This is a genomic window from Anaerotruncus sp. (genome assembly GCF_057433415.1).
Window position 1 is genome coordinate 37,197 of the sequence record NZ_DBMDHH010000003.1, and the last position, 24,442, is coordinate 61,638.

General features: G+C 65.3%; 26 protein-coding genes. 24 read left to right on the top strand and 2 right to left on the bottom strand.

Going from position 1 to position 24,442, the window contains the following annotated elements:
• Window positions 1–176: 176 nt before the first annotated feature.
• The 16 genes from ACZO3G_RS01635 to ACZO3G_RS01710 all read left to right on the top strand — a co-directional run bounded on the left by ACZO3G_RS01635 (window position 177) and on the right by ACZO3G_RS01710 (window position 15,656).
• On the top strand, window positions 177–749 hold the full coding sequence (locus ACZO3G_RS01635; protein WP_121585948.1) for an ECF-type riboflavin transporter substrate-binding protein: 573 nt from the start codon (window positions 177–179) through the stop codon (window positions 747–749).
• A 6-nt stretch (window positions 750–755) separates the two neighbouring features.
• A complete protein-coding gene (locus ACZO3G_RS01640) occupies window positions 756–2,468 on the top strand; it encodes an ABC transporter ATP-binding protein (RefSeq protein WP_101551290.1) in 1,713 nt (570 codons plus the stop codon).
• On the top strand, window positions 2,455–3,297 hold the full coding sequence (locus ACZO3G_RS01645) for an energy-coupling factor transporter transmembrane component T family protein (RefSeq protein WP_101551288.1): 843 nt from the start codon (window positions 2,455–2,457) through the stop codon (window positions 3,295–3,297). The genes ACZO3G_RS01640 and ACZO3G_RS01645 overlap by 14 nt, the downstream gene beginning before the upstream one ends.
• A 74-nt stretch (window positions 3,298–3,371) precedes the next feature.
• Window positions 3,372–4,217 (top strand): SAM hydrolase/SAM-dependent halogenase family protein, encoded by an 846-nt coding sequence (locus ACZO3G_RS01650; protein WP_101551286.1) that lies wholly within the window; start codon window positions 3,372–3,374, stop codon window positions 4,215–4,217.
• A 54-nt stretch (window positions 4,218–4,271) separates the two neighbouring features.
• Entirely contained in the window at window positions 4,272–5,069 is a 798-nt protein-coding gene (locus ACZO3G_RS01655; protein WP_276870391.1) for a GNAT family N-acetyltransferase, read from the top strand.
• Entirely contained in the window at window positions 5,062–5,793 is a 732-nt protein-coding gene (locus tag ACZO3G_RS01660) for a GntR family transcriptional regulator (RefSeq protein ID WP_486846725.1), read from the top strand. Before ACZO3G_RS01655 ends, ACZO3G_RS01660 begins: the two co-directional genes overlap by 8 nt.
• 349 nt (window positions 5,794–6,142) lie before the next feature.
• Window positions 6,143–8,869: a sigma 54-interacting transcriptional regulator gene (locus ACZO3G_RS01665; RefSeq protein WP_276870388.1), complete on the top strand. Its 2,727-nt coding sequence runs from the start codon at window positions 6,143–6,145 to the stop codon at window positions 8,867–8,869.
• A 21-nt stretch (window positions 8,870–8,890) separates the two neighbouring features.
• On the top strand, window positions 8,891–9,286 hold the full coding sequence (locus ACZO3G_RS01670) for a PTS sugar transporter subunit IIA (protein ID WP_101551278.1): 396 nt from the start codon (window positions 8,891–8,893) through the stop codon (window positions 9,284–9,286).
• Window positions 9,287–9,299: 13 nt separating this feature from the next.
• On the top strand, window positions 9,300–9,773 hold the full coding sequence (locus tag ACZO3G_RS01675; RefSeq protein WP_101551276.1) for a PTS sugar transporter subunit IIB: 474 nt from the start codon (window positions 9,300–9,302) through the stop codon (window positions 9,771–9,773).
• Window positions 9,774–9,786: 13 nt separating this feature from the next.
• On the top strand, window positions 9,787–10,530 hold the full coding sequence (locus ACZO3G_RS01680; RefSeq protein ID WP_101551274.1) for a PTS mannose/fructose/sorbose/N-acetylgalactosamine transporter subunit IIC: 744 nt from the start codon (window positions 9,787–9,789) through the stop codon (window positions 10,528–10,530).
• Complete coding sequence (locus ACZO3G_RS01685; protein ID WP_101551272.1) at window positions 10,531–11,370, top strand: PTS system mannose/fructose/sorbose family transporter subunit IID; 840 nt, start codon at window positions 10,531–10,533, stop codon at window positions 11,368–11,370.
• 20 nt (window positions 11,371–11,390) lie between these two features.
• Complete coding sequence (locus ACZO3G_RS01690) at window positions 11,391–12,323, top strand: pseudouridine-5'-phosphate glycosidase (RefSeq protein ID WP_276870384.1); 933 nt, start codon at window positions 11,391–11,393, stop codon at window positions 12,321–12,323.
• A 25-nt stretch (window positions 12,324–12,348) separates the two neighbouring features.
• Window positions 12,349–12,606 (top strand): HPr family phosphocarrier protein, encoded by a 258-nt coding sequence (locus ACZO3G_RS01695; RefSeq protein WP_121585939.1) that lies wholly within the window; start codon window positions 12,349–12,351, stop codon window positions 12,604–12,606.
• A 17-nt stretch (window positions 12,607–12,623) separates the two neighbouring features.
• Window positions 12,624–14,288 carry a phosphoenolpyruvate--protein phosphotransferase gene (gene ptsP, locus ACZO3G_RS01700; protein WP_276870380.1) on the top strand — a complete coding sequence of 555 codons (1,665 nt, stop codon included), beginning with the start codon at window positions 12,624–12,626 and terminating at the stop codon, window positions 14,286–14,288.
• Window positions 14,288–14,827 carry a nucleoside deaminase gene (locus tag ACZO3G_RS01705; protein ID WP_256152204.1) on the top strand — a complete coding sequence of 180 codons (540 nt, stop codon included), beginning with the start codon at window positions 14,288–14,290 and terminating at the stop codon, window positions 14,825–14,827. The genes ptsP and ACZO3G_RS01705 overlap by 1 nt, the downstream gene beginning before the upstream one ends.
• Window positions 14,828–14,831: 4 nt before the next feature.
• Window positions 14,832–15,656 (top strand): HAD family hydrolase, encoded by an 825-nt coding sequence (locus ACZO3G_RS01710; protein WP_276870376.1) that lies wholly within the window; start codon window positions 14,832–14,834, stop codon window positions 15,654–15,656.
• A gap of 51 nt (window positions 15,657–15,707) precedes the next feature.
• Here ACZO3G_RS01710 and ACZO3G_RS01715 read toward each other — a convergent pair whose 3' ends face one another.
• Entirely contained in the window at window positions 15,708–17,246 is a 1,539-nt protein-coding gene (locus ACZO3G_RS01715) for a YifB family Mg chelatase-like AAA ATPase (protein ID WP_121585935.1), read from the bottom strand.
• Between the two features lie 109 nt (window positions 17,247–17,355).
• Window positions 17,356–17,925 (bottom strand): manganese efflux pump MntP, encoded by a 570-nt coding sequence (locus tag ACZO3G_RS01720; RefSeq protein ID WP_101551257.1) that lies wholly within the window; start codon window positions 17,923–17,925, stop codon window positions 17,356–17,358.
• Window positions 17,926–18,356: 431 nt separating this feature from the next.
• On the opposite strand from ACZO3G_RS01720, the gene ACZO3G_RS01725 reads away from it, so the two are divergent.
• From ACZO3G_RS01725 to ACZO3G_RS01760, 8 genes are all read left to right on the top strand, one after another.
• Entirely contained in the window at window positions 18,357–20,066 is a 1,710-nt protein-coding gene (locus ACZO3G_RS01725) for a phospho-sugar mutase (RefSeq protein ID WP_276870373.1), read from the top strand.
• Window positions 20,067–20,201: 135 nt separating this feature from the next.
• The gene (rpmE, locus tag ACZO3G_RS01730) at window positions 20,202–20,405 is read left to right on the top strand and encodes a 50S ribosomal protein L31 (RefSeq protein ID WP_101551254.1); all 204 of its coding nucleotides are present in this window, start codon (window positions 20,202–20,204) and stop codon (window positions 20,403–20,405) included.
• 69 nt (window positions 20,406–20,474) lie between these two features.
• Window positions 20,475–21,035, top strand: coding sequence for a GNAT family N-acetyltransferase (locus ACZO3G_RS01735; RefSeq protein WP_276870370.1), 561 nt, complete (start codon window positions 20,475–20,477; stop codon window positions 21,033–21,035).
• A complete protein-coding gene (locus tag ACZO3G_RS01740) occupies window positions 21,022–21,186 on the top strand; it encodes a hypothetical protein (RefSeq protein WP_158595529.1) in 165 nt (54 codons plus the stop codon). The genes ACZO3G_RS01735 and ACZO3G_RS01740 overlap by 14 nt, the downstream gene beginning before the upstream one ends.
• Window positions 21,170–22,057, top strand: coding sequence for an RluA family pseudouridine synthase (locus ACZO3G_RS01745; protein ID WP_276870367.1), 888 nt, complete (start codon window positions 21,170–21,172; stop codon window positions 22,055–22,057). The genes ACZO3G_RS01740 and ACZO3G_RS01745 overlap by 17 nt, the downstream gene beginning before the upstream one ends.
• Window positions 22,058–22,196: 139 nt before the next feature.
• The gene (locus ACZO3G_RS01750; protein WP_276870366.1) at window positions 22,197–22,973 is read left to right on the top strand and encodes a transporter substrate-binding domain-containing protein; all 777 of its coding nucleotides are present in this window, start codon (window positions 22,197–22,199) and stop codon (window positions 22,971–22,973) included.
• Window positions 22,974–23,044: 71 nt separating this feature from the next.
• Complete coding sequence (locus ACZO3G_RS01755) at window positions 23,045–23,710, top strand: amino acid ABC transporter permease (protein ID WP_276870364.1); 666 nt, start codon at window positions 23,045–23,047, stop codon at window positions 23,708–23,710.
• The gene (locus ACZO3G_RS01760; protein ID WP_121585930.1) at window positions 23,697–24,419 is read left to right on the top strand and encodes an amino acid ABC transporter ATP-binding protein; all 723 of its coding nucleotides are present in this window, start codon (window positions 23,697–23,699) and stop codon (window positions 24,417–24,419) included. The genes ACZO3G_RS01755 and ACZO3G_RS01760 overlap by 14 nt, the downstream gene beginning before the upstream one ends.
• Window positions 24,420–24,442: the final 23 nt, after the last annotated feature.

Sequence of the window (24,442 nt, forward strand, 5' to 3'; positions counted from 1 at the left end):
CGGAGCAGGTTTGTGCAAACTGGCGGAATCCGTGGGGCGGGATGGTGGAAACTGCTGAAATTTGCGGTTTTCAGGTTTTGCGCATTGACAAGCGGGGGCGCGCTTTTTATAATGAAAGCAACTTGTTCAACAGGTTGAACAATATGAACAACTGAGGAAAAGCAGGAGGGTATGTTATGAATGGAATCGGGAGAAAACTGGTAGGTCAGTGGAACACGAAAACGGTGGTCGGCGTCGCGCTCGGCGCAATTTTGATGGCGATCATGATGGTCTACATCCAGATCCCCATCTTTACGCAGGTGCAGTTCAGCCTCGCGCCCGTCGTTATCGTCATCGTCGGAGCGCTCTTCGGGCCGCTGCCCGCGGCGATCGCCGCGTGCTTCGGGAACTTTTTGGCCGACATGATCGGCGGCTGGGGCTTCTGGTTCGACTGGACGATCGGGCATTTCTTCTGCGGCTTCATCACCGGCCTGCTGCCCGTCTACGGCGCGAGGGTCGGCGAGGGGGTCTTCACCAACAAGCAGGCCGCCACCTTCGCCGTGCTCGCCTTTGTCGCCCCGCTCATCGCCTTCTGCGGCATCACCCCGCTCTTCACGATGATGTGGTACCAGGGCGAACTGGAGATCGGCATGGTGCAGGGCGTCATCGCCGGCGTCAAGGACGGCCTCATGGCCGCGATCATCGGCGTGCCGCTGCTCAAGATGATGGCCAAAAAGAACCGGCTGAAAACCAATCTCACGGAGGAATAATCCGACATGAAAAAGCCCGTGATCGAATTCCGGGATTTCGGGATGCGCTACGCGTCACAGCAGAAGCCCACCCTTTACGACATCAACCTGACCATCTACGAGGGGGAAAAGGTGCTCATCCTCGGGCCGTCCGGCAGCGGGAAATCCACGCTGGGTTCCTGCCTGAACGGGCTGCTGCCCTTCTCGGTCAAGGCGGAGTTCACCGGCAGCCTCAAGGTCATGGGCGACGAGACGCGCAGCCTCGACATCCATAAGCTCAGCAACCGCGTCGGCACCGTCATGCAGGATTCCGACTGCCAGTTCGCGGGGCTCACGGTGGGGGAGGACGTCGCCTTCTCGCTGGAGAACGACTGCGTCCCGCGCCCCGTCATGCTCGAAAAGGTGCGGCGGGCGCTGGGCATCGTGGGGATGGAGCGGTTTACCGCCCACACCCCCTTCTCCCTCTCGGGCGGACAGAAGCAGAAGGTCTCGCTCGCCGGCGTCATGCACAACGACGTGGGAATCCTGCTCTTCGACGAGCCGCTCGCCGCCCTCGACCCGCAGGCGGGGCTCCAGGCGATCGAGCTGATCGACAGGATCCACCGGGAGCAGCAGAAGACGGTCATTATCATCGAGCACCGGCTGGAGGACGTGCTCCACCGGCCGGTCGACCGGGTCATCCTGCTCGACGGGGGGCGGATCGTCGCGGACACCACCCCGGCCAAGATTTTGAGCTCCCCGCTCCTGCAGGAGCACGGCATCCGGGAGCCGCTCTACGTGACGGCGCTCAAATACGCCGGCTGTGAGATCGCCGAGGAGGACCACCCCGAATCGGTGGAGGAGATCCGCCTTGAGGGGCGGGAGGAGGCGCTGCGCGGCTGGTTCGCCAGCGAGACCCCCCACCGGGCGCAGCCCGCGCCCGGGGAGCTCGTGCGGGTGGAGGACGTGTCCTTCTCCTACGACGATAACAAGGTTCTCAGCCATGTGGACCTGACGGTCAGCGCGTGCGAACGCATCGCGCTGGTCGGCAAGAACGGCGCGGGCAAGACCACCCTCGCCAACCTGCTGATCGGGGTCATCCGCCCCGACGAGGGCCGCGTGCTCATCGAGGGGGAGGACTACGGCGTCCTCTCGATCAAGGAGATCGGCGAGCGGATCGGCTACGTCATGCAGAACCCCAACCAGATGCTCGTCAAGGATATGATCCGCGACGAGATCACCCTCGCGCTCAAGCTCCGCCGGGTGGACCAGAAGACGATCGATGAAAAGCTCGAGCTGGTGCTCGGCCTCTGCGGGCTCTCCAAAATGCGCAGCTGGCCGGTGTCGGCCCTCTCCTACGGGCAGCGCAAGCGGGTGACGATCGCCTCAATCCTCGTCATGCAGCCGAAGATTATGATCTTCGACGAGCCGACCGCGGGGCAGGACTACTTCCACTACCGCGAGATCATGGACTTCCTCGACCGGCTCAACCGGGAGATGGGGCTCACGATCCTCTTTATCACCCACGACATGCACCTGGCGATCGAATACACCGACCGCGCCGTCGTCATGGCGGACGGGGAGAAGATCGGGGACGGGGACGTCTTCCGGATGCTCTCCGACCCGGACATCCTGCGCCGTGCGAGCCTCAAGGAGACGTCGCTGTGCAAGCTGGCGCGCCGCCTCGGGATCGAGCCGGAGGCGTTTGTGCGCCACTTCATCGAATATGAAAGGATGGTGAGGCGGCATGACGAGCAATAACCTCGTCCGGTTCAGCCCCGGCGTCACCCCGCTGCACACCCTCTGCGGACAGGTCAAGGTGCTGCTCTTCATTGTGACCATCATCCTGACGATCTCCACCTTTGACTGCCGCATCCTGCTGGCGGTCACGGCGGTCGCGGCGGCGGCGCTCGCGTCGCTGAAGCCGAACTGGAAGATCATCTGGGCACTCATGCTCGTCGCGATGGGGCTCAACACGGTGAACCTCATCCTCTTCTACCTTTTTAACCCGCATATCGGCTGCGAGTTCGTCGGCACCTGCACCGAGCTTTTCCGGTTCACCGAACGGCTCGTCATGCCCGCCGAAACGCTCTGGTATTTTGCCGTGCGCACCCTCAAGGTGGTGGCGATGTTCCTCGTTTCCCTCTGGCTCATCTTTGTCGTCACCCCCACCCAGCTGGCCGCCGGCTTCAACCGGGTCGGGCTGCCCTACAAGCTGTCGATGGTCTTTTCCATCGCGCTGCGCTACCTGCCCGACCTCATCAAGGACTACAAGAACATCTCCGCGTCCATCCAGGCGCGCGGGCTCGAGCTGGGCCGCAAAAAGACCACCCTCAAGGCGAAGATCGAGGGGGTCGTGTCGATCGCGGTGCCGCTCATCCTCTCCTCCTTCGACGACGTGGGGGTCATCGCGGACGCGCTCGACCTGCGCGGCTTCGGGAAGAACAAAAAGCGCACCTGGTATGTCGAGACGCCCTACGGCAGGCTCGATAAGATCTGTCTTGTACTGGCGGCCGTGCTGGCCGCATTGACGGCGGCTTACATGGCCTACGGCGTCATCGTCAAGCCGCCGATGTGGTACCCGTTTTAAAGGCTTGCAACTGCCATCGAAATTGCAGGGCACGCGGCTGCCACAAAGCCGGATCAGTAAATGGAGGTAACAAAATGAGAAAACCCTATGTTGTGTTCAGTACGGATTTCGGCCTCAAAGATGGAGCGGTCTGCTCGATGTACGGCGTCGTCAAGTCGATCGACCCGGAGATCGAGATGTTCAACCTCACCCATGAGGTCACCAAGTTCTGCACCTGGACGGCGTCCTACCGCCTGTGGCAGTCGATGGCCTTCTGGCCCAAGGGCACCATCTTCGTATCGGTCGTCGACCCGGGCGTCGGCACCCCCCGCAAGGCGTGCGTCGCCAAAACGAGCAACGGCTACTACGTCGTCACTCCCGACAACGGCTCGCTGACGCTGGTAAAGGAGAAGTTCGGCATCGACGAGGTCCGTGAGATCGACGAGACCCGCAACCGCCTGGTCGGCGCGGGCACCGAGGACGTGGCGATCTTCCACGGCCGCGACCTGTTCGCCTACTGCGCGGGCAAGCTCGCGGCGGGGCTCATCGACTACGAGGGGGTCGGCCCGGCCTACAGCGTCGACGAGATCATCTGCAATCCGCTGCCCGAGGCGAAGATCACCGAGGGCCGTGCCGACGGTTATGTCGCGATGATCTGCCCGAACTTCGGCTGCGTGGACACCAACATCAACTACCAGCAGTTTGTCGCGGCGGGCTTCCGGCACGGCGATATGGTCAACACCCTGGTCAAGCACGGCGAGGAGGTCAAGTTCGAGGGCAAGGTGCTCTTCCACCGCTCCTTCGGCTACGTCGCCAAGGGGGAGCCGATCATCTACAACAACGAGCTCAACAACCTCGACCTCTCCCTCAACGAGGTCAGCATGGGCGAGACCTACGGCATCTCCTACGGTCCCGACTGGACGATCAGCATCTGGAAATAATGAAGCGGCGCGGGCGGGCCGCGGGGCCCGCCCGCTTCCGATTGAGGTGATCGGTTGATTATCACATGCGCGGATTCGCATGCCGGGCTGCTCGAACGCTATCTCGAGCAAGAATACGTCTTTAACACCTTCCTGCTGGCCGACCTGCGGCTCTATGGGGCCAGCGCCCCCTTCCAGGACACCTGGGCGGATGTGGAAAACGGCGTCTGCCGGGCGGTATACATGCGGTTCTACCAGAACCTGATGGTCTATGGGGAGGCCGTGGACGGGGCCTTTGTGCGGTCCCTTTTGAAACGCTTTCCAATTTCTGTTATAATGGGAAAACAAGAGCTCGTCGAACGGCTTAGCGGGGACGCGGGCGATGGATATATCCTCCGGTGCAAACGGCTCTGCATGCTGGAGGGGGAGGACGCGCTCCAGCCGGACGCCGGCCGGGCGCGCAGGGCGGAACCCGCCGACGCGGGGCGCATCCACCGGTTTTTGCAGAGCCTGCCGGAGTTCACCTCCCTCTATGCGTCGGGCGAGATGATCGCCGACCGCATCCGCAATAACGACGGCATCCACCTGATGCTCGAGCGGGACGGGGAGATCGTTTCGCACGGCAACAGCACCGCCGGCGCGGGGCGGACGGTCATGCTCGGCGGGGTGGGCACGGCGCCCGCCTTCCGCGGACGCGGGTACGCCTCCGAGATCGTCTCCGCGCTCTCCCGCGCCGTGCTGGCCGAGGGAAAGAAGCCCTGCGTCTTCTGCGGGCGCGGGCCGGAGGAGAACCTCTTCGACCGTCTCGGCTTCCGGACGGTGGGGGGCTGGGCGACTTTGGAGGCGGTGGAAAGGACGGGACTCGATGAATAAGAAGATCACAAGCCTCAACGACAACAAAATCCCTTCCTACGTTTCGATCTACAACCAGATCTACTCCGACATCGTCGACGGCGTCTACAAAAACGGCTCCCAGCTGCCGAGCGAGCCGGTGCTCGCCGAAAAGTACGGGGTCAGCCGCAACACGCTGCGGCAGGCGCTGACCATCCTCAATGAGGACCACCTCATCGCGAAGCAGCAGGGCAAGGGGACCTTCATCACCTACGACCCCGGGCGCGGCGCGCCCGCCAGCCGGATCGTGAACCCGGTCATCGAATGCGCGCGCCGGGAGATCACCGAGATCAAGATCTCCTATAACTACGGCCCGCCCACCGAGATCGCCCAGCACCGGCTGGGCATCCGCGTCAGCGAGATCGTCATGGCGAGCAACAACGTCTACTATTCGGGCGGCCGCCCGATCGGGCATTCGTTCGTGCAGATCCCCGTGCGGTATGTCAACGAGCTCGACGTCGACCTCAACAACGAGGACGAGGCCTACGCGCTGGTCAACCGGAGGATTTTCGAGCTGGCGAGTTCCGCCGAGCTCTCCTTCAAGGTCGTCCCTGCGGAGGACAACGTCACCGCCTTTTTGCAGGTGGAGAACGAGACGCAGATCATCTACATCGAGGAGATCCTCTACGGTTCCCAGAAGGAGGGGATCGCCCGCTGCAAGTTCTACTTCCTGCCCGAGGATTATGACATCAACTTCCGCTTATAACGCTTTACCTTCCCACATAGGAAATTGCCGAAGACAGCCCCCGCTCCGGGTCCCGGAGCGGGGGCTGTCTTTTTCTGCAGCGGCGGGAGGAAATAACTGGAGATGCGCCGGAAAGGGTCCTTTTCCCGCGCGCGCATGGTATCATGGACGGTGTGAAAAATCTGTCGAAGAGACAAAAAACGGCCGGGCGGATGAGGGAATGTGCCTGAAAAACGTCGACATAACGGGGGATAAACTGGAAAAACCCCACAAGACTGACGGAAATCACGCCACTGTGTCGAACCTTCGCAAAACCTATTTACGCGCCCGGGGCGCGGGGTTATGATCATTTCAACGGGAGGGCGCCAACATGTTTGTCAAAACGAAAGAGGAACTGCTGGAATACATCAAGGGGCTGACCGACGGCTTCCGGGGAGAGGAGCCGGAGCGGTTCACCGCATCGGCCATCAGCGCCCGGCTGAACGTCAGCAGGAACCTCACAAGCCAGTATCTCAACGAGCTTGTCAAGGACGGGCTGCTCGTCAAAGCGAACCTGCGCCCGGTCTACTTCTTCCACAAGGGGATGCTCGAGGCACAGTACGACGCGACGGTCGCCCAGCCCGCCTTCGACAGCCTGCGGGAGCTGGCGGCGCACCTGAACCGTGAAAAAAACCGGCTGCGCAACTTCCAGAAGGCGGTCGGCAGCACGCGCAGCATCAGCGACTGCATCGAGCAACTCAAGGCGGCGGTGAAATATCCGCCCCACGGCCTGCCGGTGCTGCTGGCGGGACAGCCCGGGACCGGCAAAAAGCTGCTCGCGCGGCTGATGTACGAGTACGCGGCGGACGAGGGGGTGCTGCCGCCCGGGCGGCTGGTCGCCGCCGGCTGCGCCGAATACCGCAGCGACGGGGAGGCGCTCGCCCAGATTTTCGGCGACGTGCGCCGGGGGGACGCCCCCGGCTGCCTTGCCGCCGCGGACGGCGGGATGCTGCTGCTCGACGAGGCGGGAGCCCTCGGAAGCGAGTGTCAGGAGAGGCTCTTACAGTTCATGCAGACCGGGCGCTATTCCCGCTGCGGGGAGGACGCCGTGCGTATGGCGGACGTCCGCCTCGTCTTCACCGTTTCCGCCGAGCCGGGGCGCGCGCTCGACCGGGCGCTGCAGCGCCTGATCCCCGTTTCGGTGAGCGTCCCGCCGCTTGAGGAGCGCACCCCCGAGGAGAAAAAGGAACTGCTGCTCTATTTCTTCAAGCGGGAGGCCCGCAAAAACGGGCGCAAGATCTTTATCGGCACGAGCGTTTTCCACCGGATGATGGACTATGTCTACGCGGGGAACGTCGCGCAGCTCAAAAACTGCGTGCGCAGCTGCTGCGCCAATGCCTTCCTCTACAGCGACGCGGACGCGGAAAGCCTCTACGTCTACCAGTACCACCTGCCGGAGGAGATCCTGGCGGCCTCCCGCGCGGACCCCGCCGCCGAGAACGAGCAGGAGAGCCTCATCAGCATCAACGAGTACGAGAAGCTGGACGCGGTGGACATCTTCGTGCGCTTCTACGATTCGGTCCTCGGGTGCTTTGCCCGGCAGGCGGGGGAGGAGGCGTCGCTCGGCGGCGTGTTCGAGCGCTGCTACGCCTATATCAACAGCTTTATGGACTACCTCTACTTCGACAAAAAGCACACCAACAGCCGGTTCAACGCGATCAAGCAGGTGGTGGACGGGGTGCTGGAGGCCGTGTCGGAGAAGTACCACGCCGTGCTCCCCGTCCACTGCGGGTTCCTCATTTCGCGCGGGCTCCACGCCCAGATGCAGCGCAACCTCACCCTCCAGCGGTGGCTGGAGCGGCGGGACGCCGAGCTGGAAGGCGCGCTGGGGACGCTGCGGAGGACCTCGCCCGGGGAGATGACCATCGCGCTCGAGGCGTCCGAGCTCATCGGGCAGAACATGGACCTGCGCATCTCCAAGATGGACCTGCTGCTGCTGGCGCTCAACATCAAATACAGCAACAAGGGGGTGCAGGTGAGCGCCATCCGCGGCGTGATCGCCTGCCGCGGCTACGCCACGGCCAGCAGCATGGCCGAGACGGTCAACAAGCTGATCGGGCGGCACACCTTCGACGCGATCGACCTGCCGGTGAACGCCGGCGAGGCGGACCTCGCGGTGCGGCTGGGGAAGTACATCCGCAGGCGGCCGACGTGCCGGGCGTTCATCCTGCTCTTCGACACCGGGTCGATGGAGGCGGTCGGCGAGGGGGTGGGCGGGATCGCGAACATCCGGCTCGGGCTGGCGGACAACGTCTCCACCGCGCTGGCGCTTGCGGTCGGCAGGGGCATCTGGAGCGGGCAGGAGATCGGCACGATCCTCAAGAGCGCCTGCGGGGACGCGGCGCCCGGCTGCCGGGTGCTCGCCAGCCGGCGCAAGCAGGAGGCGGTCGTCTTTATGAGCGACGCCGACACCGGCGTGGCCGAACGGATGATCGACCTTTTCAGCGGCAGCCTGCCGCGCCCGATCGAAACGGCGGTGATCGCCTATGACTACTACCGGCTGATCCAGAGCCGCGAGGAGGACGAGCTGTTTGGGCGGTACGACGTGAAGCTGCTGATCGGCGCGATGGACCCCGGCTTCGAGGGCATTCCCTTTTTGGCGATCGGCGACATGATCACGGCGGAGGGGCTCGGCAGGATCGACGCGGCGCTGTCGGGCGGGCTCGACGCGGCCGAGCTCGACGCCTTCAACAAGAACCTGCTCAAGGATTTTTCGCTGCTCAACGTGGTCAAGCACCTCACCATCCTCAACCCCGAAAAGCTGATGGGGTACGTGCAGGAGGCGGTGACCCGGCTGCGCGGCATCACCGGCAAGCGGTTCAGCAACCGGGTGACCATCGCGCTCTACATCCACATCAGCTGCCTGATCGAGCGGCTGATCACCCGGACCCCCATCGAACAGTATCCCGAGACGGAGGGGTTCCTGCGGGAGAAAGAGCGGTTCGTGGCGCAGGTCAAGGAGGCGTTCCACTTCCTGACGAGCCACTACGCGGTGGAAATCCCCGTCAGCGAGATCGCTTACATCTACCAGCTCGTCGCGCTGGATTACGAGGACTGACAAAAGAAAGGAAGAACGGGTATGGTTGGAATACTGGTGGTGTCCCACGGGGGGCTGGCGGAGGCGATGGTCAGAGCCAGCGAGCTGATCGCTGGGAAGAGCGAGCGGGTCGAGGCGGTTTCGCTCGAGCCGGGCGTGGATATGGACGCCTTCAACGAGCGGTTTTGCAGCCGGGTGCGCGCGCTTGACGACGGCAGCGGCGTGCTCGTACTGGCCGACATGTACGCGGGGACCCCCTGCAACGTGGCGGCCCGCAACATCCGCGGCCTCGGGTACGAGTGCGTGAGCGGGGCGAACCTCGCGATGCTCATCGAGGCGATCTCGATGCGGGAGGGCCGCACCGCGGCCGAAATCCGGGACGCCGCGCTCGAATCGGCGCGGGAGTCGATCCGGAACCTGCGTGAAATTTACCAGTAGGGGAGGAAGGCAGATGAAAAATATCGTATTGGTGCGGATCGACGACCGGCTCATCCACGGGCAGATCATGACCCAGTGGTCGCGGCTTTACAGCCCGACCGAGATCATGGTGGTCGACGACGAGACCTGCCGGGATTCGTTTATGACCGAGGTGCTGCTGATGGCGGTGCCCAAGGAGTTCAAAGCCGTGGTGGCCGATGTGGACAGGGCGGCGGAATACCTGCTGCAGGAGGCGGGGGAGGAACGCATCCTCATGCTGGTGAAGGTGCCCGAAACGGTGGAGGCGCTCGTGGACCGCGGCGTCGAGATCCGCGCGCTCAACGTGGGCGGCATGTGCAAGCGCGCGGGCCGGTCGACCCTCTACCGCAACATCTCCTCCTCCCCGGCGGAGAACGAGACCCTCCTGCGCCTGCAGAAGCGCGGCGTGCGCGTCTATGTGCAGGTGGTGCCGGAGGACAAGGAAATGGAAATCGACAAAGTGTTATAGAGGAGGAAGGACAATGACTGTTCTGCAAGCGATTCTGATCGGGGTCGTCTACTACCTGGGGAGCGCGCCGTGGGCCATCGGCTACCTCACCGTCTGCAAACCGCTCGTCGCCGGCACGCTGGTCGGCTGTATCCTCGGCGCGCCTGCGGAGGGCGCGATCATGGGCGCGACCATCCAGCTGATCTACCTGGGCTGGATGTCGGTCGGCGGCTCCCAGCCCTCCGACCCGGCGCTCGCCGGGACGCTGGCCACGGCGCTGGCCATCGCCTCCAATCTCGACACGGGCGTCGCGCTCACCCTGTCGGTCCCGCTCGGCATGCTGGGCACCTTCGTGTGGGTCGGACGCAACACCTTCAACGTCGTCATCTCCCACATGGCGGACAAGCCCACCCGCGAGGCGAACACCCGCGGCATCTGGCGGGTGAACGTGCTCTATCCGCAGCCGGTCCTGCTGCTCATGACCGTGCTGCCCGTCGCGCTCGCCGCCTACTTCGGGCCCGAGTTCGTCCAGAGCGCGCTCGATTTCCTCGGCACCCGCGTGCTCGGCATCCTCACCCTCATCGGCGGCGTGCTCCCGGCGGTCGGCATCGCGCTCAACCTCAAGGTGATCATGAAAAAGAGCGTGGCGCCCTATTTCTTCATGGGCTTTTTCCTCGTGTCCTACCTGGGCATGACGATGATGGGCGTGGCGGCCTTCGCGATCGCGGCGGCGGCGCTCTATCTCTTCAACGACATGCAGAAAGCGGAGGTGGCTTAAATGGCAAAGGAGAAAACCGGCGTCGTCCAGTCGATCGTCACCAAAAAGGACCTGCTTTACGCCTGGTTTAAGTGGTTCATTTTTTCCCACTGCTGCATCAACTACGAGCGGTTTGAGAGCCTCGGCTTCACCAACGCGATCAGCCACATCCTCGCCAAACTCTACCCCTCCAAGGAGGACCTGAGCGAGGCGCTCGAGCGGCATCAGGAGTTCTTCAACACCGAGCCCTACATCGGCATCGTCATCATGGGCATCAGCGTGGCGATGGAGGAACAGCGCGCCAAGGACGGCAGCGTCTCGGGCGAGGCGATCACCGCGGTCAAGACCGGCCTCATGGGCCCGCTGGCGGGCATCGGCGACACCCTCAACCAGGCGATCATCTACCCCATCCTGCTCGCCTTCTCCGTCGCGCTCGTGCTGGAAAACAACCTCGGCGTCGCGGGCGTCGTCATCTACTGCGTACTCGTCGTCGCGGCCATGGCCGCCCAGAGCATCTATTTCGTCAACTACGGCTACCGCCTCGGCAAGGACGCGGTCTCCAAAATCCTGAAGGGCGGGCTCATGGACCGCATCGTCCACGCGGCGGGCATCGTCGGATGCGGCGTGCTCGGCGCGCTGACCGCCACCTATGTGAGCCTGTCCACCACCCTCACCTACGGCAGCGGCGAGCAGGCCATCAGCCTGCAGGCCGATTTCCTCGACCAGCTCATGCCCAAGATGCTCCCGCTCGCGGTGACGCTCGTCTGCTTCTGGCTGGTCAAGAAGGGCAAGGGCGCGATCAAGATCATGGGAATCCTTGCGGTGGGCGTCGTGGCGCTCAGCCTGCTGCACATTATATAATGAGAAGGAGAAGCTGACGAATGAATATCGAACCATATCTGACCGTCGCCCCCCGCGTGCGGGAGGCGGTCCAAAACGGCGAGCCGGTCGTCGCGCTTGAAAGCTCGATCATCTCGCACGGCATGCCCTACCCGACCAACGTCGAGACCGCCCTCATGGCGGAGGAGACGGTGCGGGAGTACGGCGCGGTGCCCGCGACCATCGGCGTTTACAAGGGGAAGATCGTCGTGGGGCTCGACCGGGAACAGGTCGGCGCGCTCGCCAATAACCCGGCGGACCCCGTCTCCAGGGCGATGAAGGCGTCGGTCAAGGGCATCCCCTACGCCATCGTGAACGGGCTCAACGCGGGCTTCACGATCGCGGCGATCCTGCGGTGCGCGTCGATTGCGGGCATCCGGTTCATGGCGACCGGAGGCATCGGCGGGGTCAGCAAGGGTGGGGAGCTGTCGATGGATGTCTCCGCCGACCTCGAGGAGTTCGGCCGCACGAGCGTCGGGGTCATCAGCGCTGGCTGCAAGTCGATCCTCGACATCGGCCGCACCAAGGAGTACCTCGAAACCAAGGACGTGCCCGTCATCGGCATGGGCACCGATTCCTTCCCCGCCTTCTTCACACCGCACAGCCAGTATCGCATCGACTACCGGATCGACGACTACCATATGGTGGCCCGGTTCCTCAAGGCGAAGTGGGAGCTGGGCTTCGAGGGCGCGGCAATCCTCTCCAACCCGATCCCCGAACGGTTCGCGATCGCGGAAGAGGTCATCGACGCGGCGATCGCCCGGGCGGTCGAGATGGCGAAGGAGGAGGGGATCGCGGGCGAAAAGAACACGCCGTTCCTGCTCTCCAAAGTCAATGAGCTGACCGGAGGCGCGAGCCTTGCGGCCAACGTGGAAATCATCCGCAACAACGCGCGCGTCGCGGCGGTCATCGCGCGGGAATACCACGCGCTGTGAGCGGAAGGGGTTTGTGAGGGGCTTTATGCAGCAGTTTGACTATACGATCAGCGACCCGATGGGCCTGCACGCCCGGCCGGCCGGACAGCTCGTCAGGCGGGCGGCGGCCTTCAAAAGCCGGGTGACCATCCGCCGGGGGGACCGGGAGGCCGACTGTACCCGCCTGCTGCGGGTGATGGCTCTCTGCGCGGCGGCGGGGGAGACGGTGACCTTCACGGTGGACGGCGAGGACGAGCAGGCCGCGTGCGAGGCGATGCGCGCCTTCTGCGCCGAAAGCCTGTGAGCGGAAGGGAGAACAACATGAAGATTCTGGAAGGAACGGGAACCTCCGGAGGAATCGCTGTCGGGAGGGCGCGGCTGCTGGCCGCGCCCTCCGCGGTGGAGGAGGAAATCCCCGGAAAAGGCGCGCGGGAGGAGGCGCGGCGATGCCGCGAGGCCGCCGACGCCGTCCGGCGGGAGCTGCGCGGCCTGCGGGAGCGGGCGGCCGAAGCCGCCGGTGAGGCGGAGGCGCAGATCTTTGAAATCCATGCGCTGCTGCTCGACGACCCGGATTTCACCGGGGAAATTCAGCGGCAGCTCGACGGGGGCGCGGCGGCGGAGACGGCGGTGCGCCGTGCGGGGGAGACCCTCGCGGCGGAGTTCGAGGCGCTCGGGGACCCCAACATCCGCGAACGCGCGGCGGATATCCGAGACGTGTCCCGCCGGCTGCTTTCGGCGCTCGGCGGCGGAGGGGGGCTTTCCGGGGAGGGAGAGCCGGACGGCCCCGTCGTGCTGGTCGCGGACGAGCTGACCCCGAGCGACACCCTCTCGCTCGACCGCTCGCGGGTGGCGGGGTTCGTCACCCGGCGCGGGTCGGCGGCCTCCCATGTGTCCATCCTCGCCCGCGCGATGGGGATCCCCGCCGTCGTGGGGATTGCGGCGGCCCCGGAGCTCGAGGGGAGGCTGCTGGCCGTTGACGGAGACGCGGGCAGGGTGACGGTCGACCCGGACGAGGCCGCGCTCTCTGAGGCGCGAAGCCGCCGGAGGGCGGCGGCGCGCCGCCTCGGGCGGCTGCGGGCCGGCGGGTTCCCGCCCGCCGAAACGCGCGGCGGAATCCGGGTGGAGCTGGCCGGGAACATCGGCGCGCCCGGGGAGGCGCGGGCGGTTCTGGAAAACGGCGGGGAGGCGGTGGGCCTTTTCCGCAGCGAGTTTCTCTACCTCGGGCGGGAGACGCCGCCCGACGAGGAGACGCAGTATCTCGCCTACCGGGAGGCCCTCGAACGGATGGAGGGCAGGCGGGTGATCGTGCGCACCGTCGACATCGGCTCGGACAAGCGCGCCCCCTGTCTCGACACGGGGCGGGAGGAAAACCCGGCGCTCGGCTGGCGGGCGATCCGTATCTGCCTGGACCGGCGGGAGCTCTTTCGGACCCAGCTGCGCGCGCTGCTGCGCGCCTCCGTCCACGGAAGGCTCGCGGTCATGTTCCCGATGATCGCCTCCCTCCAGGAACTGCGCTGCGCCCGGAAACTGCTCGGGGAGGCGCGCGCGGAGCTTGAGGCGGAGGGGACGGGGACCGCTTCCGTGGAGGTCGGGGTCATGATCGAGACGCCCGCGGCGGCAGTCCTCAGCGACCTGCTCGCGCGTGAGGCGGACTTTTTCAGCATTGGCACCAACGACCTCACCCAGTATACGCTGGCCGCCGACCGGATGAACGAACGGATCGCCGGGTACTACCGCCCGGCGGACCCGGCCGTCCTGCGGCTCATGAAGCTGACGGCGGAGAACGCCCGGAAAAACGGCGTCTGGACGGGGGTGTGCGGCGAGTCGGCCGCAGACCCGGCACTCATCCCGCTCTATCTCGCGATGGGTATCACCGAGCTTTCGATGTCGCCCGCCGCGCTGCCGGAGGCGCGCGAACGGGTCCGGTCGCTCGATATGGAGGAGGCGCGGGCCGCGCTTGCCCGCGCGCTCGGGGAGGTGGAGTGATGCTCGGACGAAAACGGGCCGAGGCGCTCGTGCTCATGGCGATGGAGGAGGCGGCCGCCGCGCTCGCGCGGGGGGACGACCCCTACGGCGGCGTCATCGCCGACCGGGAGGGCCGCGTCCTTGTGCGGGACGGCAACCGCGAAAACACCGAACGAAACCCCTGCGCGCACGCCGAGATGGTGCTCATCCGTGAGGCCTGCGCGAAGCTGGGGAGGAACGACCTTTCGGACTGCCTGCTCGTCTGCAACTACCGGCCCTGCCCGATGTGCGCGGCCGCGATGGTGCAGGCGGGCATCCGGGAAATCTACATCGGCTCCGCCGCGCTGGATTTCCCGGCGCTCCTCATGAAAACGGCGGGAAGCTACGCGGAGATGGGGATCACGGTGACGGGAGGCATTCTCGACGAGGCGTGCGCCGCGCAGGTACGCGCCGGGCGCGAGCAGCGCGCAAAGGAACGGGAGGCCGGGACGGGAAAAGAGAGCGGGTCCGGGGCCCCCTGCCGCGCTGGGAGCCTGGAAGCTCCCGCGGATGGGAGGTAGGGGGATGTTCGGCGGACTCGAATGTGTCGCGGCCGACCTGGACGGGACGCTGCTCGGCCCCGACGAATTGCCGGGGGAGGCGGACCGTGCCGCCGTTCGCGCGCTGTCTGCCGCAGGGATCCGGGTCGTTGCCGTCACGGGGCGGCATCCCCACATCGCGGAGTGGCCGGTCCGTCTCGCGGGATGCCATCCCGCCGCCATCTGCATGAACGGCGCGGCGGTCTATGACTTTGCGGCCGGGGCCTACCGTGCGGTCGAATACATGCCCGGGGAGGAGGCCTACCGGGCCTGCCGCCTGCTCGACCGGCTCGGCGCGCCCTACGCGGCCTATGCCGCCGACGCGATCCTGCTGGCCGGTGCGTGGGAGGCGGGAAATTTTTACGAAGCGCATTTTTCCCGGTGCGGGTCCCGTTTCCGCCATAAGCCGGTTTACTGCCGGGACAGCGCGGACTTCGGCGGGCGGGAGATCGCAGACCTGCTGCTCCCGGGGGTCCCATCCGAAGCGGCGGAGGCGCTGCGGGCGCTCGCCGGTCGGATGGAGGGGGTGCGGCTGGTCTCGTCGAGCGGAAGCTGCGTCGACCTCTGCGGCGCAGGCGTTTCCAAGGGCGCGGCCCTGCGGGAATACTGCCGCCGGGAGGGGCTTTCCCTCGCGGGGACCCTCGCGCTGGGGGACGAGGAAAACGACCGTTCCATGTTGGAAATCTGCGGACATCCCTTCGTGCCGGAGGGCTCGGCGATCTCGGGCAGGCTGCCGGGCGCGCGCGTGACCGCGCGCTGCGGGCGGGACCCGCTCGCGCACGCGCTCAGGGCCCTCTTCCCGGCGGGGTAAAAAACGCGCCCCCGTCCCGGGGCTTCCGGGGCGGGGGCGCGCGTTTTGAAATTATCCGCGGTTCCAGTATTTGCGGTCGAGGGAGCGGTACTGCACCGCCTCGGAGAGGTGGGGCGCGCGGATGCGTTCGCTCCCGTCGAGATCGGCGATCGTGCGCGCCACCTTGAGGATGCGGTCGTAGGCGCGCCCCGAGAGGCCTAGCTTTTCAAACACCAGCCCGAGCATCCGCTGCGCTTCGGGGTCGAGCGGGCAGGATTCGGCGAGCATCGACGGGTCGAGCCGGGCGTTGCAGGAGACGCCAGTCCCGGCGTAGCGGGCGTTTTGGCGTTCGCGCGCCGCCTGCACCCGGAGGCGGACCGCGGCGGAGGATTCCTCCGCGTCCCGCCGTGCGGAGAGTTGGGCGTAGGTGACGGGGGAGACCTCGACGTTCAGGTCGATGCGGTCGAGCAGCGGCCCCGACACCCGCCCCAGATAGGAGGACACGCGGGAGGGCGGGCAGGAGCAGCGCCGGGTGGGATGGCCGAAATAGCCGCAGGGGCAGGGATTCATCGCGGCCACGAGCATGAAGCGGCTGGGATAGCTCAGCCGCGCGCCCGCCCGCGCGATCGTGAGGACGCCGTCCTCCAGCGGCTGGCGCAGGGCCTCCATCGCCTGCCGCTGGAATTCGGGCAGCTCGTCGAGAAAGAGGACGCCGTTGTGGGCAAGGGATACCTCGCCCGGCCGGGGCACCGGGCCGCCCCCGCAGAGCCCCGCGGGCGAGACGGTGTGGTGCGGCGCCCGGAAGGGCCGCGTCCGGATGAGCGGCAGGTCGGGCGCGAGCATCCCGCAGGCGGAATAGATCTTCGTCGTCTCGATCGACTCCTCCTCGGTCATGTCGGGCAGGATGGAGGGCAGGCGCTTGGCGAGCATGCTCTTGCCGGTGCCGGGCGCGCCGATCATCAGCAGGTTGTGCCCGCCCGCCGCCGCGACCTCGAGCGCCCGTTTGGCGGGGCCCTGCCCCTTCACGTCGGCGAAGTCGGGCAGGGGCGGCTGTGGCCCGCCGCCAAAGCGGGCCGTCCCGGCGGGCGGGAGGGCGCATTCCCCGCGCAGGTGGGAGACGAGCTCCCCGACCGAGCCGACCGGGAAGACCTCGATCCCCCGCGCAGCCGACGCCTCGGCGGCGTTGGCGGCGGGGATGAAGGCGCGGCGCATCCCCGTCCCGGCCGCGCCGAGCAGCATGGGCAGCACCCCGCACACCCGGCGCAGCCCGCCCGAGAGGGAGACCTCGCCGATGAAGGCGGAATCCGCAAGCGGGGCGTTTTCGGGCAGGAGCCCCTGCGCGGCGAGCAGCCCGACGAGGATGGGCAGGTCGTAGAGGGAGCCCGCCTTCTTTACGTCGGCGGGCGCCAGGTTGACGACGATGCGTCCGTCAGGGAAGGGATAGCCGCAGTTGGAGAGGACGGAACGCACCCGCTCGCGCGATTCGCGCACCGCCGCGTCGGGCAGGCCGACGATGTCGAAGGCGGGCATCGCCCGGGCGACGTTCACCTCGACGGTGACGGGATAGGGATCGATTCCCAGGATCCCCAGGCTCTGGATTGTGGACAGCATGGCGGCGTTCCTCCCCTCTGATAGGAAAAGGATACCATATCCGGAAAGCAAAATCGACCTGTTTCGGCAAATTTTGTCGAAATAGGTCGAAAACAGGGTGCGGATTTGATCAGCCGAACATGTGCTCGACAAAGATTTTCAGCCCGATGCCCACGAGGATAACCCCGCCGAGCACCTGCGCGCGGCTGCCGAGCAGCAGCCCGAACTGCCTGCCGAGCATGGAGCCGACGATACAGCAGAGGAAGGTCACCACGCCGATGAAGGCCGCGGCCGTGACGATGTTGACCTGCATGACCGCGAACCCGACCCCGACGGCGAGCGCGTCGATGCTCGTGGCCACCGCCTGCACGGCGAGGACCTTGAAGGTGAAGAGATGGTCGGGGGAGCAGCCCTCGGGATGGCGCAGCTCACGGACGCCGTCGAAGACCATCTTCCCCCCGATGAACCCGAGCAGCAGAAGAGCGATCCAGTGGTCGGCGGCGGAGATCGCGTCGCTGAAGGTCCGCCCGGCGAGATAGCCGATGATCGGCATGAGCATCTGAAAGAGGCCGAAGGAAAAGGCGGCGGCCGCCGCCTGCTTCCGGCCGAAGCCCCGGTAGCACATGCCGTTGGAGATGGATACCGCGAAGGCGTCCATCGACAGCCCCAGCGCGATCAGAAAAAGTGTCGGCGTTCCCATAGGAAGAATCCCCCTTGCCATGTTGTTTCAGTAACCCGGATGCGTTCGCGCCCCGGGCCCGCGGCCGCCCCCGGACGGTGCTCGGCTCCTGCGGGGGCGCGCCCGCCCCGGCAAAACGAAAGACCCACGGACATGGCTCTTCGGGCCCGTCCATGAGTCTTGTTCTTTCAGGCAAGCCAGGCCGTGAGGCCAATATGTTGACTTGCCACGCGCCGGAATGCGCGCAAACTACTCCCCCATGCGGAAATCTTAGCCCAGTATAACATGACCGTCCGCCCGATGCAAGAGCCGGGCGGCGTTTCGGGAGAATTTTTCCGGACGCTTCCATTTCTCCCCAGTAATCGGTTGACTTTGACAGCCTGTACGGGTATCATGATAACAGGAAAATGAACAATCCCCATGAAAGTATATATGTGACGGGAGGAAGTTATATGAACCATAACGAGCTGTATGAGCGCTGGCTGGCCGCGTCCCTCGAGGACCCCGACCTGACCGCGGAGCTCCGGTCGATCAAGGGGCGGGACGCCGAAATCCTCGACCGTTTTTACCGCGACCTCGCCTTTGGAACCGCGGGGCTGCGCGGGGTGATCGGCGCGGGCAACAACCGCATGAACATCTATACCATCCGCCGCGCGACCCAGGGTCTCGCCAACTACCTGCTCGCCCAGTCGGAGGAGCCGCACGTCGCGATCTCCTACGACAGCCGCATCAAATCCGACCTCTTCTCACGGGAAGCGGCGGGGGTGCTGGCCGCCAACGGCATCCGGGTGTCGATCTACCGGGAGCTGATGCCCGTCCCGGCGCTCTCCTTCGCGACCCGCGAGCTTCGCTGCGACGCGGGCATCATGGTCACCGCCTCCCACAACCCCGCCAAATATAACGGCTACAAGGTCTACGGCAGCGACGGCTGCCAGATGACCGAGAACGCCGCCGACGCCGTCCTCAAAGAGATCAACAGCCTCGACGTGCTCACCGGCGCGAAGACGATGAAGTTCGAGGACGCGCTCGCCTCCGGGATCGTCTCCTACATCCCCGAGGAGGTCGTCGACCGCTTTATCGACAACGTCCTTGCCCAGCAGGTCAATCCGGGCGTCTGCGAAAAAGCGGGCCTCAAGCTCGTCTATTCCCCCCTCAACGGCGCGGGCAACAAGCCGGTGCGCCGCGTGCTCGCCGCGATCGGCGCGCGGGACGTGACCGTCGTGCCCGAGCAGGAGCACCCTGACGGCAGCTTCCCGACCTGCCCCTTCCCGAACCCCGAGATCAAGGAGGCGCTCGCCAAGGGGCTCGAGCTCGCGCGCGAAACGGGCGCGGACCTCATGCTCGCCACCGATCCCGACTGCGACCGGGTCGGCATCGCGGTGAAGGAGGGGGAGGACTACACCCTGCTCACCGGAAACCACGTGGGCGCGCTGCTCTTCGACTACATCTGCCGCTGCCGCACCGAAAACGGCACGATGCCCAAGGACCCAGTCGCGGTGACGACGATCGTCTCCACCAAGCTCACCCAGATGATCGGCAAGGCCTACGGCGTCGAGGTGCGCAGCGTGCTGACCGGCTTCAAGTACATTGGCGAGCAGATCGCGCTGCTTGAATCCGCCGGGCATCCCGAGCGGTTCCTCTTCGGCTTCGAGGAGAGCTACGGCTACCTGTCGGGCACCTACGTCCGCGACAAGGACGCGGTCGTCGGCTCGATGCTCATCGTCGAGATGGCCTCCTGGTATAAGCAGAGGGGTATGAGCCTCGTCGACGCGTTAAACGATCTCTATAAACGGTTCGGCATCTGCCGCGAGAGCGTCTCCAACTTCCAGTTCGAGGGCGCCGAGGGCATGAAGATCATGGCCGGCATGATGGAGAAGCTGCGGGAGAATCCGCCCGCCGAGATCGCCGGGCAGAAGGTCACCTGCGTGAGCGACTACGAGAAATCCACCTCCACCTGCGAAGGGAAGGCTTCGCCGATCGACCTGCCGAAATCGAACGTGCTCGAATACGCGCTCGCCGACGGCTGCACCGCCATCGTGCGCCCCTCGGGCACCGAGCCGAAGATCAAGCTCTACCTGTCGGTCGTCGGCAGGGACATGGCCGAAATCGACGCGCGCGCCGCCGCGATGGGCGCGGACGTCAAGCGCATCATGGGCGTCTGAGCGGGCAAAATAGGGAAAATACGCAAAATCCTGCGGTTTCCGTAAAAAACCGCTTGCAATCGCGAGAGACGTGTGGTATAGTTTTAATGTTGCATTTATGGCATCTATCTCCGATGTCAGAAAGAGGTGAAACAAATGAAAGAGGGAATCCATCCCAAGTATGTGGATACGACGATCACCTGCGCCTGCGGCGAAGTGATCCATACGCGCTCGACGAGGGAGAACATCCGCGTTGAAATCTGCTCCAAGTGCCATCCTTTCTTCACCGGCCGTCAGAAGCTGGTTGATACGGGCGGACGCGTTGACAGGTTCAAAAAGCGTTTTGGCATGGACAAGTAAGTTTGCTGCAAAGTGCGCAGCCGCGGAAACCGCGGCTGCGTTTTTTGTATCCGGAAGGAGGCGCGGCTGATGCGGATCGAAACCAGGCGCCTGCTCCTGCGCCCGCTGGAGGAGGCCGACTTTTCCGCGCTGCAAAAAATCCTCGGCGATCCGCGGGTGATGTACGCGTGGGAGCACGGCTTCGGCGACGCCGAGGTGCGGGACTGGATCACCCGAAGCCGGGCGCGTTATGCGCGGGAGGGCGCGGGCCACCTCGCGGCAATCGAGCGCGCGTCGGGGGATTTTGTCGGCACGATCGGCCCGGTGTGGGAACCGATGGGGGACCGCGAGGCGTGGAGCGTCGGCTATATCCTCCGCCGGGACCGCTGGGGGGAGGGCTTCGCCCGCGAGGGCGCGGCCGCCTGTGTGCGGCATGTCCTCGAGGCGCTCGGCGCGCCCGAGGCGGCCGCCGACATCCGCCCGGAAAACGCCGCCTCCCGCCGGGTCGCGGCCGCGCTCGGCATGGAGGAGGCGGGGGCGTTCGTGAAGATCTACCGCGGGAGGGAAATGCCCCATCTCATCTACCGGATCACAAAGGAACGCTACGAATCGATGAAGCGGGAAAGAGGGAATATTTATGCGGAAATCTGAGAAATTCTTGTGGGCGTCTGTATTTTTATGCATCGGCATGGTGATCGGCTTTCTGATCGCGCCGATCAAGGCGGGCATTGTCTGCGGCAACGACAACACCATTTACACCGGGACCGGCCGGGACGCCGGGGACGATGACGCGGAGGCTTGAATTTACTGTGCCGCCCGACTATGACGGGCGCAAGGTCGTCCACTTCCTGCGCGGGGAGGCGGGGTGCTCCTATACGCTCGTGCGCTCCCTCAAAACGAAGGAGGACGGCATCCTCTTGAACGGCGCGCGCGCCCGCACGATCGACCGCCTGCGGGCGGGCGACCGGCTGGCGATCACGCTGCGCGACGGCATGGGCGGGGCGGAGCCGGACGGCACGCCGTCCGTGCCGCTCCTCTATGAGGACGACGATATCGCCGTCTATGACAAGCCCGCCGGAATGGCCTGCCACCCGGTGCGCGGCATGCAGAGCGGGACGCTCGCCAACGTCTTCGCGCGCGACTGCCGCGCGCGGGGGCAGGAGGCGGTCTGCCGGCTGATGGGCCGGCTCGACCGGGACACGTCGGGCGCGGTGGTGATTGCGAAGAACGCGTTTGCGGCCGCCGCGCTCACCGGGCAGGTGGAGAAGACCTACCTCGCGCTCGTGACGGGCGCGCCGGAGCCCCGGGCGGGGACGGTCGATGCGCCGGTCGGGCAGCCCGACCGGGCGGACCCGCGCCGCCGGGTCACACCGGACGGCAAGCCCGCCGTGACGCACTATGAGACGCTCGCGGCGTTTTCCGGCTACAGCCTCGTGCGCTGCACCCTCGGGACGGGGCGCACCCACCAGATCCGTGTGCACATGGCCCACATCGGCTGCCCGCTGCTCGGGGACGCCCTCTACGGCGGGGACCGGGCGCTTATCGGGCGGCACGCGCTGCACTGCGCGGGCGTCTCCTTCACCCATCCGGTGAGCGGCGTTTCGCTCACCGTGCGCGCGCCCGTCCCAAAAGATATGCAAAAGTTGGCGCCCGATTGTGCGCAAACATGGTGAATATGTATGAAAATTGCGGAGAGTGCATATTTCTTGAAAAAACCCCTTGCAAAATAGGGGAACGGATGTATAATTATAACACGATATACAGAACAGCGCCCGCGTGACATACGCGGGATCAGATTGGGAGGAACGGAAAATGAAAAAGGTAATGGCTCTGGCCCTCGCGGCCCTGATGGTGCTTTCCCTCGCGGCGTGCGGCAAAAAGGCGCAGGTCGCCATCAACTCTGTCGAAGACCTGAACGGCAAGAAGATCGGCGTCCAGGCGGGCACCACCGGCGAAATCTACGTGCAGGAAAACGTCACCGACGCCCAGCTCGGCAGCTACAAGTCCGGCATGGACGCGGCGCTCGACCTCAAGAACGGCAAGATCGACGCGGTCATGCTCGACGAGCTTCCGGCAAAATCGATCGTCGCGCAGAACGACGACCTGACGATCATCGACTTCAACCTCGAGCCCGAGGAGTACGCGATCGCCGTCAAGAAGGGCAACACCGAGCTGCTCGACGCGATCAACGCGACGATCGCCCGGATGCAGGCCGACGGCTCCTATGAGGCGCTCGTGAACGCCTTCATGCCCGCCGAGGGCGAAGCCGCCATCAAGGTCCCCGAGACGATCGAGACTTCGGGCGACGTGATCAAGATGGGCACCAACGCGGCCTTCAAGCCGTTCGAGTACGCCGGCACCTCCGAAATCGTCGGCTTCGACATCTCGATGGCGCAGAACGTCGCCAAGGACATGGGCAGAAAGCTCCAGGTCGAGGATATGGCGTTCGACAGCCTGCTTTCCGCGCTCGACACCGGCACGATCGACTTTGTCGCCGCCGGCATGACCGCCACCGAGGAGCGCCGCCAGAACGTGGACTTCTCCGAGCCCTACTACTCCTCCAAGCAGGTGGTCATCGTCCGCAAATAAGCGATATTGAAACGGGGATATCGGGTGGGGCCTTGCGGTCCCGCCCCGCTCCATTTTAGGGAGGAACGCCAATGCATGCGATCTATCAAAACCTGATTGCCATGGACCGCTGGAAGCTGATTCTCGAGGGCCTGGGCACCACGATCATCATCGCGCTGGGCGCGATCGTGATCGGCACCCTGATCGGCGCCGCCATGGCGCTCATGCGGGTGTCGGGCAACCGGGTCCTCGGCGGCATCGCCAGGGGCTACATCACGGTCATTCGCGGGATCCCGATGGTGACCCAGCTGATGATCTTCAACTTCATCATCTTCGCCCCCACCGGCATGCCGAAGCTCGCGATCGCGATCGTCAGCTTCGGCGTGAACTCGGGCGCCTACTGCGCGGAAATCTTCCGCGCGGGCATCCAGGGAGTCCCGCTCGGGCAGACGGAGGCCGGGCGGTCGCTCGGGCTGGGCAGGGCGCAGACCATGTGGTCGATCGTCATCCCGCAGGCGGTCAAGGCGGTGCTCCCCACCTACACCAACGAGTTCGTCGTGCTCATCAAGGAGACGGCGGTCGCCAGCTACATCGCGCTTATGGACCTGACCAAGGCCAGCGACATGATCCGCAACGCGACCTTCAACGCGTGGGTGCCGCTGCTCTCCGCGGCGGTGATCTATCTCTGCCTGACGCTGGGGCTGTCGAGCCTCTTCGCACGGCTGGAAAGGAGGCTGGCGCGCAGTGATCGAGGTTAAAAATCTCCGCAAGTCCTTCAAGGGTCTCGAGGTGCTCCGCGGCATCAACGAGACGATCGCCAAGGGGGAAAAGGTGGTGGTCGTCGGGCCGTCCGGTTCGGGCAAATCCACCTTCCTGCGCTGCCTCAACCGGCTCGAGGAGCCGTCGGGGGGCGAGATCTGGTTCGAGGGGACCAACATCTGCGACCCCAAGTGCAACATCAACCGCCTGCGCCAGAAGATGGGCATGGTGTTCCAGCAGTTCAACCTCTTCGCGCACCTGTCGGTCAAGGAGAACATCACCCTGGCGCCCACCAAGCTCAAGATCATGACCCCCGCCGAGGCGGACGAGAAGGCGATGCAGCTTTTGAACCGCATCGGGCTGGCGGAAAAGGCTAACGCCTATCCGAGCCAGCTTTCGGGCGGCCAGCAACAGCGGATCGCGATCGTGCGGGCGCTGGCGATGAACCCCGACGTGATGCTCTTCGACGAGCCGACCTCCGCCCTCGACCCCGAGATGGTCGGCGAGGTGCTCGATTTGATGATCCAGCTCGCGGAGGAGGGGATGACGATGGTCGTCGTCACCCACGAGATGGGCTTCGCGCGCGAGGTGGGGACCCGCGTGCTCTTCATGGACGAGGGACAGATCCTCGAGCAGAACACGCCCAAGGAGTTCTTCGCGAACCCGCAGAACCCGCGCACCAGGGACTTTTTGTCCAAGATTCTATAGGATTGCCGACTGACCGCAGGGGC

What these genes read in the sequence shown, in the direction of transcription:
- ACZO3G_RS01635 (WP_121585948.1), top strand. Translation starts at nt 177, where the DNA reads ATGAATGGAATCGGGAGAAAACTGGTAGGTCAGTGGAACACGAAAACG.
- ACZO3G_RS01640 (WP_101551290.1), top strand. Translation starts at nt 756, where the DNA reads ATGAAAAAGCCCGTGATCGAATTCCGGGATTTCGGGATGCGCTACGCG.
- ACZO3G_RS01645 (WP_101551288.1), top strand. Translation starts at nt 2,455, where the DNA reads ATGACGAGCAATAACCTCGTCCGGTTCAGCCCCGGCGTCACCCCGCTG.
- ACZO3G_RS01650 (WP_101551286.1), top strand. Translation starts at nt 3,372, where the DNA reads ATGAGAAAACCCTATGTTGTGTTCAGTACGGATTTCGGCCTCAAAGAT.
- ACZO3G_RS01660 (WP_486846725.1), top strand. Translation starts at nt 5,062, where the DNA reads ATGAATAAGAAGATCACAAGCCTCAACGACAACAAAATCCCTTCCTAC.
- ACZO3G_RS01665 (WP_276870388.1), top strand. Translation starts at nt 6,143, where the DNA reads ATGTTTGTCAAAACGAAAGAGGAACTGCTGGAATACATCAAGGGGCTG.
- ACZO3G_RS01670 (WP_101551278.1), top strand. Translation starts at nt 8,891, where the DNA reads ATGGTTGGAATACTGGTGGTGTCCCACGGGGGGCTGGCGGAGGCGATG.
- ACZO3G_RS01675 (WP_101551276.1), top strand. Translation starts at nt 9,300, where the DNA reads ATGAAAAATATCGTATTGGTGCGGATCGACGACCGGCTCATCCACGGG.
- ACZO3G_RS01680 (WP_101551274.1), top strand. Translation starts at nt 9,787, where the DNA reads ATGACTGTTCTGCAAGCGATTCTGATCGGGGTCGTCTACTACCTGGGG.
- ACZO3G_RS01685 (WP_101551272.1), top strand. Translation starts at nt 10,531, where the DNA reads ATGGCAAAGGAGAAAACCGGCGTCGTCCAGTCGATCGTCACCAAAAAG.
- ACZO3G_RS01690 (WP_276870384.1), top strand. Translation starts at nt 11,391, where the DNA reads ATGAATATCGAACCATATCTGACCGTCGCCCCCCGCGTGCGGGAGGCG.
- ACZO3G_RS01695 (WP_121585939.1), top strand. Translation starts at nt 12,349, where the DNA reads ATGCAGCAGTTTGACTATACGATCAGCGACCCGATGGGCCTGCACGCC.
- ptsP (WP_276870380.1), top strand. Translation starts at nt 12,624, where the DNA reads ATGAAGATTCTGGAAGGAACGGGAACCTCCGGAGGAATCGCTGTCGGG.
- ACZO3G_RS01705 (WP_256152204.1), top strand. Translation starts at nt 14,288, where the DNA reads ATGCTCGGACGAAAACGGGCCGAGGCGCTCGTGCTCATGGCGATGGAG.
- ACZO3G_RS01710 (WP_276870376.1), top strand. Translation starts at nt 14,832, where the DNA reads ATGTTCGGCGGACTCGAATGTGTCGCGGCCGACCTGGACGGGACGCTG.
- ACZO3G_RS01715 (WP_121585935.1), bottom strand. Translation starts at nt 17,246, where the DNA reads ATGCTGTCCACAATCCAGAGCCTGGGGATCCTGGGAATCGATCCCTAT.
- ACZO3G_RS01720 (WP_101551257.1), bottom strand. Translation starts at nt 17,925, where the DNA reads ATGGGAACGCCGACACTTTTTCTGATCGCGCTGGGGCTGTCGATGGAC.
- ACZO3G_RS01725 (WP_276870373.1), top strand. Translation starts at nt 18,357, where the DNA reads ATGAACCATAACGAGCTGTATGAGCGCTGGCTGGCCGCGTCCCTCGAG.
- rpmE (WP_101551254.1), top strand. Translation starts at nt 20,202, where the DNA reads ATGAAAGAGGGAATCCATCCCAAGTATGTGGATACGACGATCACCTGC.
- ACZO3G_RS01735 (WP_276870370.1), top strand. Translation starts at nt 20,475, where the DNA reads ATGCGGATCGAAACCAGGCGCCTGCTCCTGCGCCCGCTGGAGGAGGCC.
- ACZO3G_RS01740 (WP_158595529.1), top strand. Translation starts at nt 21,022, where the DNA reads ATGCGGAAATCTGAGAAATTCTTGTGGGCGTCTGTATTTTTATGCATC.
- ACZO3G_RS01745 (WP_276870367.1), top strand. Translation starts at nt 21,170, where the DNA reads ATGACGCGGAGGCTTGAATTTACTGTGCCGCCCGACTATGACGGGCGC.
- ACZO3G_RS01750 (WP_276870366.1), top strand. Translation starts at nt 22,197, where the DNA reads ATGAAAAAGGTAATGGCTCTGGCCCTCGCGGCCCTGATGGTGCTTTCC.
- ACZO3G_RS01755 (WP_276870364.1), top strand. Translation starts at nt 23,045, where the DNA reads ATGCATGCGATCTATCAAAACCTGATTGCCATGGACCGCTGGAAGCTG.